Annotated in this window: 11 protein-coding genes; 8 read left to right on the top strand and 3 right to left on the bottom strand. The window is 67.9% G+C overall.

Annotated features, from left to right (window positions below):
• Position 1: 1 nt before the first annotated feature.
• A complete protein-coding gene (locus tag HWX09_RS05110; protein ID WP_034185284.1) occupies positions 2–394 on the top strand; it encodes a TraR/DksA family transcriptional regulator in 393 nt (130 codons plus the stop codon).
• 149 nt (positions 395–543) lie between these two features.
• On the top strand, positions 544–2,319 hold the full coding sequence (gene polX / locus HWX09_RS05105) for a DNA polymerase/3'-5' exonuclease PolX (protein ID WP_027782877.1): 1,776 nt from the start codon (positions 544–546) through the stop codon (positions 2,317–2,319).
• Positions 2,320–2,367: 48 nt separating this feature from the next.
• On the opposite strand, the gene ald is transcribed toward polX, so the two are convergent.
• Positions 2,368–3,483 carry an alanine dehydrogenase gene (gene ald / locus HWX09_RS05100; protein WP_027782878.1) on the bottom strand — a complete coding sequence of 372 codons (1,116 nt, stop codon included), beginning with the start codon at positions 3,481–3,483 and terminating at the stop codon, positions 2,368–2,370.
• Between the two features lie 283 nt (positions 3,484–3,766).
• On the opposite strand from ald, the gene HWX09_RS05095 reads away from it, so the two are divergent.
• From HWX09_RS05095 to HWX09_RS05070, 6 genes are all read left to right on the top strand, one after another.
• A complete protein-coding gene (locus HWX09_RS05095; protein WP_027782879.1) occupies positions 3,767–4,183 on the top strand; it encodes a DUF3995 domain-containing protein in 417 nt (138 codons plus the stop codon).
• A 27-nt stretch (positions 4,184–4,210) separates the two neighbouring features.
• Positions 4,211–4,444: a hypothetical protein gene (locus HWX09_RS05090; protein WP_155257322.1), complete on the top strand. Its 234-nt coding sequence runs from the start codon at positions 4,211–4,213 to the stop codon at positions 4,442–4,444.
• Positions 4,445–4,862: 418 nt separating this feature from the next.
• A complete protein-coding gene (locus HWX09_RS05085) occupies positions 4,863–5,600 on the top strand; it encodes a gluconate 2-dehydrogenase subunit 3 family protein (RefSeq protein ID WP_027782881.1) in 738 nt (245 codons plus the stop codon).
• Entirely contained in the window at positions 5,600–7,378 is a 1,779-nt protein-coding gene (locus HWX09_RS05080; RefSeq protein ID WP_027782882.1) for a GMC family oxidoreductase, read from the top strand. Before HWX09_RS05085 ends, HWX09_RS05080 begins: the two co-directional genes overlap by 1 nt.
• Positions 7,375–8,802 (top strand): cytochrome c, encoded by a 1,428-nt coding sequence (locus HWX09_RS05075; RefSeq protein ID WP_027782883.1) that lies wholly within the window; start codon positions 7,375–7,377, stop codon positions 8,800–8,802. The genes HWX09_RS05080 and HWX09_RS05075 overlap by 4 nt, the downstream gene beginning before the upstream one ends.
• A 199-nt stretch (positions 8,803–9,001) precedes the next feature.
• A complete protein-coding gene (locus tag HWX09_RS05070; RefSeq protein WP_027782884.1) occupies positions 9,002–10,717 on the top strand; it encodes a cation:proton antiporter in 1,716 nt (571 codons plus the stop codon).
• Between the two features lie 105 nt (positions 10,718–10,822).
• Here the strand turns inward: HWX09_RS05070 and HWX09_RS05065 are convergent, their stop codons facing one another.
• Entirely contained in the window at positions 10,823–12,718 is a 1,896-nt protein-coding gene (locus HWX09_RS05065) for a penicillin-binding protein 2 (RefSeq protein ID WP_027782885.1), read from the bottom strand.
• Positions 12,719–13,136: 418 nt separating this feature from the next.
• Positions 13,137–13,484: a DUF3564 family protein gene (locus HWX09_RS05060; protein WP_027782886.1), complete on the bottom strand. Its 348-nt coding sequence runs from the start codon at positions 13,482–13,484 to the stop codon at positions 13,137–13,139.
• Positions 13,485–13,808 lie beyond the last annotated feature (324 nt).

The following is a 13,808-nucleotide window of genomic DNA, read 5'->3' as shown; positions in this document are numbered from 1 at the left end:
CATGTCGCTCGACCCACAACAACGACAGACGCTGAAGCAGCGGCTGAACGAGAGCGAGCAGGCGCTGCGTGCGGAGATCCGCACGAGCGAAGACCAGCGCGCGTCGGAATCCTATGCGGACCTTGCCGGCGCGGCGCCGGACGAGGGCGACGAGGCGAACGCGGATCTGTTCGTCGACGTCGATCATGCATTGATCGGCATGAAGCTGACCGAGCTGCGCGCGGTCGGCCGCGCCCAGCAGCGGATGCGCGACGGCAGTTACGGCGAATGCATCGACTGCGATGGCTCGGTCGGCTACGAGCGCCTGCTGGCGCGCCCGACCGCCGAACGTTGCACGCATTGCCAGTCGCTCTACGAGCGACGCTACGCGACGACGCCGCGCGCGTCGCTCTGACGTCGCGGCTTCAACCACGCTGCACGCGACGCGCGGCCGGCGTAGGATGACCAACGGGCGCCCGGCGGCGTCGACATGCGGCGCCGGGCGGGCAGACGCCGTCGCGCACGCGTGCGGCGCCATCCATGTGGAAGGGAGCCACGCCGATCATGCCGATCCACAATGCCGAGTGCGCGGCCGTGTTCGCCGAGATCGCCGACATGCTCGAGATCCAGGGCGCCAACCCGTTTCGCGTGCGTGCGTACCGCAACGCCGCGCGGACGGTCGCCGACTACGGCCGCGATATCCCGACGATGATCGCGAACGGCGACGATCTCGGGAAGATTCCGTCGATCGGGGCCGATCTCGCCGCGAAGCTGCGCGAGATCGCCGCGACCGGCACCTGCGAGCTGCAGCAGACCTTGCGTCATGCGCTGCCGGGCGCGATCGTCGAACTGCTCGATGTGCCAGGGCTCGGTGCGAAACGCGTGAAGGCGCTGCATGACGCGCTGCACGTCGATTCGCTCGAACAGTTGCGCGCCGAAGCGAAGAGCGGGCATGTGCGCGAGCTGCCGGGCTTCGGCGCGAAAACCGAAGCGCATCTGCTCGAAGCGATCGACGATCGCCTGCAGCGCGAGCCGCTACGCTTTCTGCTGCCCGACGCCGCGCATGCGCTGATGCCGTTGCTCGAACGCCTGCGTGCGGTGGCCGGCGTTGACAAGGCCGTGTCGGCCGGCAGCTTCCGCCGCCGCCGCGAGACGGTTGGCGATCTCGACATCCTCGTCACCGCACGCGACCCGGCCGCCGTCGCCGAAGCGTTCGTCGGCTATGGCGACGTCGCGCGCGTGCTCGCGCACGGCAAGACCCGCTCGAGCGTGACGCTTGCCAGCGGGTTGCAGGTCGACCTGCGCGTCGTCGATGCCGATGCGTTCGGCGCGGCGCTCGTCTACTTCACGGGATCGAAGGCGCACAACATCGCGCTGCGCAGGATCGCGCAGGCCGGCGGCCTGAAGATCAACGAATACGGCGTGTTTCGCGGCGACGAGCGGATTGCCGGCGCGACGGAGGCATCGGTCTATGCGGCCATCGGGCTGCACGAGGTACCGCCCGAGTTGCGCGAGGCTCGCGGCGAGATCGATGCGTCGCGTGCCGGCACGCTGCCGGCGCTGGTCGAGCGCAAGCATCTGCATGGCGACCTGCACGCACATACCGATGCATCGGCCGGCCGCGACGGACTGCGCGCGATGGCCGACGCCGCGCGTGCGCGCGGGCTCGCGTACCTGGCCGTCACCGACCGTGCGCCGCCCGATGGCGATCGCGGCGGCTTCGACTGGCTCGCGCGCCAGCTCGACGAGATCGATCGCATCAACGCGACGTTCGACGATTTCGTGTTGCTCAAGGGCGTGGAAGCCGGCATTCGCGAGGATGGCAGCCTCGATGTACCCGACGCGATGCTCGGCCGGCTCGATCTCGTGGTGGGCGCGGTACGCGACGGTTTCGGCCTGCCGCGCGGCGCGCAGACCGATCGCATGCTGCGCGCGATGGACCATCCGCATTTCACGATTCTCGCCCACCCGACCGGCCGCGTGCTCGGCGAGCGCGACGCGTGCGAACTCGATGTGCCGCGCGTGCTGGCGGGGGCCGCCGCGCGCGGCTGCTTCGTCGAACTCGATGCGCAGCCGCGGCGATTCGATCTGCCGGACGTCTGGTGCCGCGAGGCCGCGAAGGCCGGCGTGCCGGTCGCGATCGGTTCGGATGCATGCAGCGCGGACGAACTCGACAACCTCTCGTTCGGCATCGATCAGGCGCGGCGCGGCTGGCTGACGCGGCAGGACGTGCTGAACACGCGCACGCTCGCGCAACTGCGGCCGCTGCTGGCGCGCACGATGGGCGGTGCGGGCAGCGCGGTTGGCGGCGCGAAGCGGAGCCGGTCGAAGGGCACGTGAACGCAACGCGGGCGGCCGCGATGCGTTCGACTCATGCTGCCGGCATGGTCATGCGAGCATGCCGGTCGCCGGGACGTAGGGCAGGCCGAGCGCCAGCGCGACGGCTTCGTACGTGATGTGGCCGTCGCACACGTTCAGGCCCGCGCGCAGATGCGGATCGTCGAGCATCGCCTGCTTCCAGCCCTTGTCGGCGAGTGCGAGCGCATGGCCGAGCGTTGCATTGTTCAGCGCAAAGGTCGACGTGCGCGCGACCGCGCCGGGCATGTTCGCGACGCAGTAGTGAACCACGCCGTCGACGACGAAGGTCGGCGCCGCGTGCGTGGTCGCATGCGAGGTCTCGAAGCATCCGCCCTGGTCGATCGCGACGTCGACGACGACCGCCCCCTTGCGCATCGTCGCGATCATGTCGCGCGTGACGAGGCGCGGCGCCGACGCGCCCGGCACGAGCACGGCGCCGATCACCACGTCGGCATCGCGCACGGCTTCGTCGACCGTATGCGCATTCGAGCAGACGGTCGCGATCCGGTTGGCGAACACGAGATCGAGCTGGCGCAACCGGTTCACGTTGGTATCGAGCACGGTGACGCGCGCGCCCAGACCCACCGCCATCTGCAGTGCGCCGGTGCCCACGACCCCCGCGCCGAGCACGACGACGTGCGCGGCCGGCACGCCGGGCACGCCGGCCATCAGCAGGCCGCGGCCGCCGCGCGGGCTTTCGAGGTGGGTCGCCGCGACCTGGATCGACATGCGGCCGGCGACTTCGCTCATCGGGGCGAGCAACGGCAGGCCGCCGCCGGGGCCCGTCACGGTTTCGTACGCGATGCAGACGGCGCCGGATTTCACGAGCGCCGCGGCCTGATCGGGATCGGGCGCGAGATGCAGGTACGTGTAGAGGATCTGGCCGCGCCGCAGCATCGCGCATTCGGCCGGCTGGGGCTCCTTGACCTTGATGATCATGTCGGCGCGCGCGAAGATTTCGTCGGCGCCGTCGCTGAGCGACGCGCCCGCGGCCGTGTAGTCGTCGTCGAGCAGGCCGATCGCCGTACCCGCGCCGCGCTGCACGAGCACGCGATGGCCGTGCCGCGTGAGTTCGCGCGCGCCGGCCGGCGTGAGGCCGACGCGGTATTCGTGGTTCTTGATCTCTTTCGGCACACCGATCAGCATGAGTCGCCTCCATGGCCTTCGTTATCGTCGTCGTGCGGGCAGCCGCTTGCGCAACGGCGTGCCGACCGCAGTACTGGAATAACAGGGTAGTAGCGCACGGAGGGAAGTCAAGCGGCCGGGCTGCGCGACGACGCATGCGCACTGCGGCGCAGCATGCGCGGCGGCCGGTTGCGACCGGACGTCGCAATGCGCGCGTGGCCGGGATTCGGTATCGTCATGCGTGCCGCGCGCCGAGATGCTTTCGGCAAAACAACGACACGACGAGACGAGGACATTGATCGACATGACCGGTGCGTATTTCAGCGTGCCGACGCTTGGCGCCATCGCGCTGGTGCACGTCTACTGGGCGTTCGGCGGGCGGCTGGGCAAGCGCGCGGCCATTCCGGAGCATGACGGCGTACCGTTGTTGCGGCCCACTGCCGTCGGCACGCTCGCCGTCGCGGCGGCACTGCTGTGCGGCGCATGCGTGGTCGCCGCGCGTGCCGGCTGGCTGGGGCGCAACGCATATCCCGGCACGATCGCGTTCGCGGTCGTTGCGCTCGCATTGATCTTCGCGGTGCGGGCCGTCGGCGATTTCCGCTACGTCGGCTTTTTCAAACGGATTCGCGGGTCGCGTTTCGCGCGGATGGATACGCTGTATTACTCGCCGCTGTGCGCGGCGCTTGCGTTGTCGATCGGATCGATGTTCTGGCCGTGGTGACGGGTGAGCGGCGCGCGATTCAGCCGCGTGCGGTTCGATCTGCGTAAGGTATTCGGCCGGCACGGCAGCGGTCGGCCAGATGCCGTTTTCGGCGACGAAGAACGTGTGGCCCTCCCGGTGCATGCGCTGCGCATCGACTTCGACGATCGCGGGCATGCCGTAGCGCGCGCCGACGGCTCGATCGTCCGCCAGACCGGCGCAGGCATCCGCCTTCTCGCCATCCTTGCACATTCCGCCTTGCGGATTTCCCATTGTTGCTAATTTCGATGCACTGAATTGCATTGAACCCTCTAGCACTGGAACCGGTTCCATATATAATTCGCCGCATTCGTCGCCGGGCCCGAAAAGAGGGTCGTGCACGTTGCGCTTGCCGTCGGCAAACGCGCCGTCTAAGTTGAACGAGGGCCATGGGCGATGGCGGGCAGATGCAGGCCGATGCCGGTATTTGTCCGACGATAGGCCCGCGAAGAGGTCGATCCTCGCGGCGCCGCCGGCACCGAGGCGACGTGCGGCCGCAATGACGGGCCACCGCGGATCGCCGCCGGACGCCTGCATCGAGGTTGTGCGCAACACACGAAAGAACAGGGCGACCGGCCGACTGCGGCACGGCTGCCCGCCGGGCACGCGACATGCGGAATGTGCGCGTCCGAACCCGATCCCCAACGATCAACATCCGACCATGTCCACGCCACCTGACAAACCCAATTCACGTCGCCGTTTCCTGCGCACCTCGGTCGCGCTCGTGCCGATCGCGTCGGTCGCCGGCTGCGACCTGCGCTCGTCGTCGTCCGCGACGACGGCCGGCAACGCGTCCGCTGCGTCGGCCAGCGCCGAACGCGCGCCGTACAAGCCGACCTTTTTCGATGCGAAGGAATGGGCGTTCGTCCAGGCCGCCGTCGACCGGCTGATTCCGGCCGACGCCGAAGGCCCCGGCGCACTCGAAGCGGGCGTGCCCGAATTCATCGATCGCCAGATGGAGACGCCGTATGCGCACGGTGCGACGTGGTATATGCAGGGGCCGTTCCAGCAGGGCGTGCCCGAGCTCGGCTACCAGTTGAAGCTCGTGCCGCGCGACATCTACCGGCTCGGCATCGCGGCCGTCAACCGCTATTGCGAAAAGGCACACGGCAAGGCGTTCGCGGATCTCGACGCGCCGACGCGCGACACGGTGCTCGGCGCGCTGGAGAAGGGCGGCGCGCAGATCGACGACGTCCCGCCCGGCGTGTTCCTCGGCCAGTTGCTGCAGAACACGCGCGAAGGCTACTTCTGCGATCCGGTGCATGGCGGCAATCGCGACATGGCCGCGTGGAAGATGATCGGTTTCCCGGGCGCGCGCGCGGACTTCATGGATTTCGTCAACCAGAGCGGCAAGCCCTATCCGTACGGCCCCGTCTCGATCAACGGGGAGCGCAGCTGATGGCCACGGATAAGAAGCCGCATGTCGATGCGGTGATCGTCGGCTTCGGCTGGACCGGCGCGATTCTCGCGAAGGAACTGACCGAAGCGGGCCTGAACGTCGTCGCGCTCGAGCGCGGCGAATATCGCGACACCTATCCGGACGGCGCGTACCCGAACACGATCGACGAGCTGACCTACAACATCCGCAAGAAGCTGTTCCTCGACCTGTCGAAGACGACCGTGTCGATCCGCCACGGCCTGCAGGACACCGCGCTGCCGTACCGGCAGCTCGCCGCGTTCCTGCCGGGCGAAGGCGTCGGCGGCGCGGGGCTGCACTGGTCGGGCGTGCACTTCCGGATCACGCCGGAAGAACTGCGCTTGCGCAGCCACTATGAAGAGCGTTACGGCAAGAAGTTCATCCCCGAAGGGATGACGATCCAGGATACGGGCGTCACGTACGACGAACTCGAGCCGCATTTCGATTTCGCCGAGAAGGTGTTCGGCACGTCGGGGCAGGCGTACAAGGTCGGCGGCAAGGTGGTCGGCGACGGCAACGTGTTCGAGGCGAACCGCAGCGACAACTTCCCGCTGCCCGCGCAGCTCAATACGTATTCGGCGCAGCGCTTCTTCGATGCGGCGCACTCGCTCGGCCTGCATCCGTACCGGCTGCCGTCGGCGAACACGTCGGGGCCGTACACGAACCCGTACGGCGTGCAGATGGGCCCGTGCAACTTCTGCGGCTACTGCAGCGGCTACGCGTGCTACATGTACTCGAAGGCGTCGCCGAACCTGAACATCCTGCCGGCACTGAAGCAGGCGCCGAACTTCGAGTTGCGCTCGAAGTGCCACGTGCTGCGCGTCGACCTCGACGACACGAAGAAGCGCGCGACCGGCGTGACCTACGTCGATCCGGCCGGGCGTGAAGTGCACCAGCCGGCCGATCTCGTGATCGTGGCCGCGTTCCAGTATCACAACGTGCATCTGCTGCTGCTGTCGGGCATCGGCAAGCCGTACGACCCGGTGTCGGGCGAAGGCGTCGTGGGCCGCAATTTCGCGTATCAGAACCTGTCGACGATCAAGGCGTTCTTCGACAAGGACACCTATACGAATCCGTTCATCGGCGCGGGCGGCAACGGCGTCGCGGTGGACGACTTCAACGCGGACAACTTCGATCACGGCCCGCTCGGTTTCGTCGGCGGCTCGCCGCTGTGGGTGAACCAGGCCGGCGTGAAGCCGATCAGCGGCATCGCGACGCCGCCCGGCACGCCGCAGTGGGGCTCGGCGTGGAAGAAGGCGGTCAAGGACAACTACGCGCACACAATCTCGATGGATGCGCACGGCACCAACATGTCGTACCGCGACGTGTATCTCGATCTCGATCCGACCTATCGCGATTCGTACGGCCAGCCGCTGTTGCGGATGACGTTCGACTGGAAGGACAACGACATCAAGATGGCGCGGTACGTGACCGGGCAGATGAAGAAGATCGCGGAGGCGATGGGGCCGAAGGCGATCGGCGTGTCGACGCGCGAGTTCGGCAAGCACTTCGACTCGCGCCAGTACCAGACGACCCACCTCGTCGGCGGCGCGATCATGGGCACCGACCCGAAGACGAGCGTGCTGAACCGCTATCTGCAGTGCTGGGACGTGCACAACGTGTTCGTGATGGGCGCGTCCGCGCTGCCGCAGGGCATCGGCTACAACCCCACCGGGATCATCGCGGCGCTGGCCTACTGGTCGGCACGCGCGATCCGCGAGCAGTACCTGAAGAATCCCGCCCCGCTGGTGACCGCATGAAGAGGACGATGAACCACCACAACGCCGCGCGCCGCGTGTCCCCGCTGCGGCGCGCGCTGGCGATCTGCACGGCATGGGCGGCATTCGGTCTCGCGGGCGGCGCCGCGTTCGCGCAGCCGGCGTCCGCGCCGGCCGCGGCTTCGGGCCCGGCGGCCGCACCGGCAGCCCAGTCCGCCGACGCGGCCCTCGTCAAGCGCGGCGAATACCTTGCCCGCGCAGGCGACTGCATCGCCTGCCACACCGCGAGCGGCGGCAAGCCGTTCGCGGGCGGGCTGAAGTTCGACACGCCGATCGGCGGCATCTACTCGACGAACATCACGCCGGACCCGAAGACGGGCCTCGGCGGCTGGACCTACGAGGACTTCACCCGCGCGGTACGCGAAGGCGTGCGCAAGAACGGCGACACGATGTATCCGGCGATGCCGTTCCCGTCGTATGCGCGGCTGACCGACGACGACATGAAGGCGCTGTACGCGTACTTCATGCACGGCGTCGCGCCGGTCGAGCACGAGAACCGCGCGGTCGACATCGTGTGGCCGCTGTCGATGCGCTGGCCGCTCGGCATCTGGCGCAAGATGTTCGCGCCGTCGCCGAAGCCGTTCGACGCGGCACCGTACACGGACCCGGTGGTCGCGCGCGGCGCGTACCTGGTGCAGGGGCTCGGCCACTGCGGCGCGTGTCATACGCCGCGCGCGCCGACGATGCAGGAGCGCGGGCTGACCGACGCGGACGGCCTCGACTTCCTGGCCGGCGGCGCGGCGATCGACGGCTGGGTGCCGACGAGCCTGCGCGGCGAGCCGCGCACGGGCCTCGGCATGTGGAACGAAACCGAGATCGTGCAGTTCCTGAAGACCGGCCGCACGCTGCGCACGGCCGCGTTCGGGGGAATGACGGACGTGGTCGGCCACAGCATGCAGCACATGACCGACGACGACCTGAACGCGATCGCGCGCTATCTGAAGACGTTGCCGCCGCGCGTGCAGGGCGAGCAGCCGCACGTGTACGACGCGGCCGCCGCGAAGGCGCTGCAGAGCGGCGACGCGGGCAAGCCGGGCGCGGCCGTCTATCGCGACAACTGCATGGCCTGCCATCGCAGCGACGGTCACGGCTACACGCGCGTGTTCCCGGCGCTCGCCGGCAACCCGGTCGTGCAGGGCGACGATCCGACCTCGCTGATCCACGTCGTGCTGGAAGGCAGCGCGCTGCAAGGGACGCATACCGCGCCGTCGACCTTCACGATGCCGCCGTTCGGCTGGCGCCTGTCGGACCAGGAAGTCGCGGACGTGTCGAATTTCGTGCGCACGAGCTGGGGCAACACGGGCGCGCCGGTGACCGCCGCGCAGGTCGCGAAGGTGCGCAAGAGTGTGCCGTCGACGCGGCCCGAGCCGCCGCCGGGCGCGCGGTTCCCGCAAGCGTCGCGCTGACGGGGCATCAACCCGCCTGCCGCCCCGGTCAGCGCCGACGGGCGGCGGGGCGGCGATGTCTTTCCCGTCGCCGGGGTTGCACCCCGCCAATACGCGCCGCCGCGTGAAATTTTCTCGGCGGCGCGACATTTTTCCGCCTCATCCCGTATCCTTTCACTCTTGAACCTTACTAAATAGTTACAAGAACTTGGGAGGGGGGATGCCTCATGACGTCAGCCTGATTGCGTTGCTCGCGGCCGGTTTCGGTCTTGCGATGATCTTCGGTTACCTCGCGTCGCTGCTGAAAATGCCGCCGCTCGTCGGCTATCTGCTCGCCGGGATCGTGATCGGCCCCGGTACGCCCGGCTTCGTCGGCGACCTGTCGCTCGCGCAGCAGCTCGCCGAAGTCGGCGTGATGCTGCTGATGTTCGGCGTCGGTCTGCACTTTTCGCTCGGCGATCTCCTCGCGGTGCGCAAGATCGCGCTGCCGGGCGCCATCGTGCAGATCACCGTCGCGACGCTGCTCGGCGGCGGGCTCGCGCTCACGTGGGGCTGGAGCCTCGGTGCGGCGCTCGTGTTCGGGCTCGCGCTGTCGGTCGCGAGCACCGTCGTGTTGCTGCGGGCACTCGAAGGACGCGGGCTCGTCGAAACGGTCAACGGGCGCATCGCGGTGGGCTGGCTGGTCGTCGAGGATCTCGTGATGGTGCTCGTGCTGGTCCTGCTGCCGCCGGTGGCGGGGCTGCTCGGCGGCACGCCGCCCGGCGACGCGCATGCGGCCGGCGGCAGCGTGTGGGGCACGCTCGGCGTCACGATGCTGAAGGTCGCGGCGTTCATCGCGCTGATGCTGGTGGTCGGCAAGCGCGTGTTCCCGCGCATTCTGTGGCTCGTCGCGCGCACCGGTTCGCGCGAATTGTTCACCCTCTGCATGATTGCCGCGGCGGTCGGCATCGCATTCGGCGCGGCGAAGCTGTTCGACGTGTCGTTCGCGCTCGGCGCGTTCTTCGCCGGGATGATGATGCGCGAGTCGGAATTCAGCCGGCGCGCGGCCGACGAGACGCTGCCGCTGCGCGACGCGTTCTCGGTGCTGTTCTTCATTTCGGTCGGCATGCTGTTCGATCCGAAGATATTGCTCGACCAGCCGCTGCACGTGATCGAGGTCGCGGCCATCGTGCTGATCGGCAAGACGGTCGCGGCCGTGGCGCTCGTGATTGCATTCCGCTATCCGCTGAACACGGCGCTGACCGTGGGCGCCGGCCTGGCGCAGATCGGCGAATTCTCGTTCATCCTCGCGGGGCTCGGCCGGGCGCTCGGGCTGCTGTCGGCCGAGGGGCAGAGCCTGATTCTCGCAGTCGCGCTGATCTCGATCGCGATGAACACGCTGCTGTTCGCGACGATCGATCCGGCGCTCGCATGGATCCGCAAGCATTCGGCGTTCGCGCGCAAGCTCGAGGCGCGCGACGATCCGCTCGCCGCGCTGCCGATGTCGACGCCGCAGACGCATCTGACCGGGCAGGTCGTGATCGTCGGCTATGGCAAGGTCGGCACGCGGATCGCGCATGCACTGGACGAGCGCGGGATCGCGTATGTCGTCGTCGAGCAGAATCGCGAGCTCGTCGAGAAACTGCGCGCGGACGGCATCGCGGCCGTGTCGGGCGACGCGATCGAGCCGATCGTGCTCGTGCAGGCGCATATCGCCCGCGCCGGGATGCTGGTCGTGACGCTGCCCGACGTGTTCGACGTGCGGCAGATCGTCGAGATCTCGCGCACGCTCAACCCGACGCTCGAGGTCGTGCTGTGCACGAACAGCGGCGACGAGGCCGCGCTGCTGTCGAGCGAGGGCATCGGCACCGTGTTCATGGGCGAGACCGAACTCGCGCGCGGGATGACCGAGCACGTACTCGGCCGGATGGCGAAGCCGGTCGCGGCGGCGCATTGACGGCGTACGGCGGCGGCCGGCCCTGCGCGCTTCAGTCTCTGTGGTGTGTTGCTGCAGAGCGGGATAGGGCGGGGCGATGCGGATACGGCATCGCCGCCGGCGTCGTTAGCCTGCGGTAGCCTGCTTCGCGGGCGCGGGCGTGCCGGATTGCGCGGCCGTCTTGAGCGATGCCGACGGTTTCTGCGTGACGGTCGTGGTTGCCGCCGCCGCTTTCGGTGCGGCGACCGTCTTCTGCGGCGCGGCGGCCTTCGCCGGCGCGTTCTTCTCCGGTTCGACCGGTGCATCGGGCGGCACGCCGAGCAACTGCAGCGAGCCGCTCGTGACCGCCGCGAACACCGGGCCGGCCACGGTGCCGCCGTAGTAGCCCTTGCCGCGCGGCTCGTCGATCATCACCGCGACGATCAGGCGCGGGTCGCTCATCGGCGCCATCCCGGCGAACAGGGCGCGGTACTTGCCCTTTGCATAGGTCGCGCCGACCTGCTTGCGCGCGGTACCCGTCTTGCCGCCGATCCGGTAGCCGTCCACGCGCGCGCGGCGCCCGGTGCCGCCTTCACCCACCGCCATCTCGAGCATCGAGCGGATCGCGGCGGCCGTTTGCGGCGACGTCACGCGGTGGCCGCGGTGCGCGTCGATCGTCTGCTGGTCGGTGCCGTTCTTCAGCAGCGACACCGGGTGCAGCGTGCCGTCGCCCGCATAGGCGGTGTAGGTCTGCGCGATCTGCAGCAGCGACATCGACAGCCCGTAGCCGTACGCCATCGTCGCCTGCTCGATCGGCCGCCAGCGCTTGTAGCCGCGCAACCGGCCCGACGCGACGCCCGGGAACGTCAGTTCCGGTGCGCGGCCGATCCCGTACTCCTGGTATTTGTTCCAGATCGTTTCGGCGGGCAGGTTCAGCGCCAGTTTCGCGAGCGCGACGTTGCTCGACTTCTGCAGCGCCTGCGATACCGTCAGCGACCCATGATTCGACGTGTCGTGGATCACCGCCGGGCCGATCTTGTAGGTGCCCGGCGACGTGTTGATGATCGTGTTCGGCGTGACCTTGCGCTCGTCGATCGACAGCGCGACGACGAGCGGCTTGATCGTCGAGCCCGGTTCGAACGTGTCGATCACCGCGCGGTTGCGCAATTGCTGGCCGGTGAGGCGGGCGCGGTCGTTCGGGTCGAAGGTCGGATAGTTCGCGAGCGCGAGGATCTCGCCGTTCTGCGCGTCGAGCACGACGACGCTGCCGGCCTGCGCGTTGTTTTCGATCACGGCGGCCTTGAGCTGGCTGAACGCGAGCTGCTGGATGCGGCGGTCGATCGTCAGTTCGATCGTCGCGCCGTGCTGCGCGGGCACGAGCGGGCGCGTGTCCGACACGATGCGGCCGAGCCGGTCGCGGATCACCTCCCGCTGGCCCGACGTGCCCTGCAGGCGCGCGTTCGCCGCGAGCTCGACCCCTTCCTGGCCCCTGTCCTCGACGTTCGTGAAGCCGACCACGTGCGCGGCCGATTCGCCTTCCGGGTAGAAGCGCTTCGAATCGGCGATCTGCGTGATGCCGTCGATCGCGAGCTTGTCGAGCCGGCCGGCGGTGTCCGCGTCGACCTGTCGCTTGAGCAGCACGAACGTCTTGTCGTTGCCGAGACGTCGCTTCACCTCGACGAGCGGCATGTCGAGCAGCTTCGCGATCTGCGGGTAATCGGTGTCGGCGACCTGTTTCGGGTTCGCCCAGATTTCATAGGTCGACAGGCTGACCGCGAGCATCGCGCCGTTGCGGTCGACGATGCGCCCGCGCATCGCGTCGAGCTCGATCGTGCGCTGATAGCGCTTCTGGCCCTGGCCGACGTAGAAATCCTGGTTCGCGACCTGCACCCAGAAAGCGCGCGCGATCAGCGCCGCGAACGCGAGGAACACGACGACCACGATCAGCCGCGAGCGCCACATCGGCAGGCGCGCCGCGAGCATCGGATTCTTGGTCGCCGCCGCGTACGGAGCGGCGGGGCGGGTCTTCTTTTTCAAGCTCATGCAAGGGCCGGGTGGGGCCGCCGGATGGCGGCTGGTCAGTCTGAATAATGCGATTGTAATAAATGAGTAAACATCGTGTGGGGAAAGTGTGTTCCGGCCCCGCAAAAAGGCGAATGGCAGGCCGTCTGAAAAGGGAGAGGAAGGAGCAGGAAAGGCGGGGCCGGCGCGAGATTCCGCGCCGCGTGCGGATGATGAAACACGGACGATCCATCGCATGCCGATCCGGGCGGATGGTCTGCGGCATGGTTCGATCGCGATCGTCCCGGCGCGCGATCAATTGCCCGCACTTCGGTTATTTCTTTAATCTCGAAAATGAAAAGCGCCTCCCACCGAGGCGCCATTCATACTGAATATCGAAATGAATATCACTGATACCGGAATAAACCCGAAAACCGCAGACGATAGATGTCAATAATACCTATCGGGCAACGGAAATAAATTCCTGGTATTCCGGCTGGGTCGTGCAGGTATCGACCGCCTGCAGGCGCCACGCGCCGTCGGGATGCTCGCCGGCGAGCACCGCGCGGCCCTGTTCGCGCCGCGTCGCATCGAACGACAGGCCCTTCAACTGACAGACGGCATTGCCGCTGTCGGCCGCGCAGAGCGCCATCGCGCCCTCCACGTCGCGGACCTTGCCCCAGGTCGGGAGGTCGATGCCCTGATGTGCCTCGCGCGACCACAGCCCCTCGTCGGTATCGACCCACAATACCGCGAACGAATGCCGGGTTGCCGATTCGCTGCCATTAATCCGAATGGTGAGGCGCATTGCATCGTCTCCTGAAAAAAAATGACGCATCCGACCGTTTTGACTTGAACAGTCTAGATAGACTGGTGTGAAACGCAAGTGATAATCCGCAATAAATCCATATTGAGTCCATTTCGATTTCAGATGAAACGACGTCTGACGATTCATGGTCGTTCCGGAGGCGTCAGCACACGCGGGCGATACCGGCGACAGCGGCGTCCGGGCCGGCACGCGCGACGGTCAGGACATGGGACGACAGGGCCGCTCGCCGCGTCGATCTGTCGCGCGCCGGCCGCCGTCGAAACCGGGCGAGCGACGCGCATCCGGCGCCGGTCGAATGCAGTC

The sequence above is a fragment of the Burkholderia sp. BCC1208 genome, assembly GCF_902833095.1.
Taxonomy (GTDB): Bacteria; Pseudomonadota; Gammaproteobacteria; order Burkholderiales; family Burkholderiaceae; genus Burkholderia.
The sequence above is the reverse complement of the archived record's forward strand: the minus strand, read 5'-3'. Positions and strand labels throughout refer to the sequence as shown.

Coding starts and splice junctions, on each gene's coding strand:
- HWX09_RS05065 (WP_027782885.1), bottom strand. CDS start 12,718: ATGAGCTTGAAAAAGAAGACCCGCCCCGCCGCTCCGTACGCGGCGGCG.
- ald (WP_027782878.1), bottom strand. CDS start 3,483: ATGCTGATCGGTGTGCCGAAAGAGATCAAGAACCACGAATACCGCGTC.
- HWX09_RS05075 (WP_027782883.1), top strand. CDS start 7,375: ATGAAGAGGACGATGAACCACCACAACGCCGCGCGCCGCGTGTCCCCG.
- polX (WP_027782877.1), top strand. CDS start 544: ATGCCGATCCACAATGCCGAGTGCGCGGCCGTGTTCGCCGAGATCGCC.
- HWX09_RS05060 (WP_027782886.1), bottom strand. CDS start 13,484: ATGCGCCTCACCATTCGGATTAATGGCAGCGAATCGGCAACCCGGCAT.
- HWX09_RS05080 (WP_027782882.1), top strand. CDS start 5,600: ATGGCCACGGATAAGAAGCCGCATGTCGATGCGGTGATCGTCGGCTTC.
- HWX09_RS05110 (WP_034185284.1), top strand. CDS start 2: ATGTCGCTCGACCCACAACAACGACAGACGCTGAAGCAGCGGCTGAAC.
- HWX09_RS05085 (WP_027782881.1), top strand. CDS start 4,863: ATGTCCACGCCACCTGACAAACCCAATTCACGTCGCCGTTTCCTGCGC.
- HWX09_RS05070 (WP_027782884.1), top strand. CDS start 9,002: ATGCCTCATGACGTCAGCCTGATTGCGTTGCTCGCGGCCGGTTTCGGT.
- HWX09_RS05095 (WP_027782879.1), top strand. CDS start 3,767: ATGACCGGTGCGTATTTCAGCGTGCCGACGCTTGGCGCCATCGCGCTG.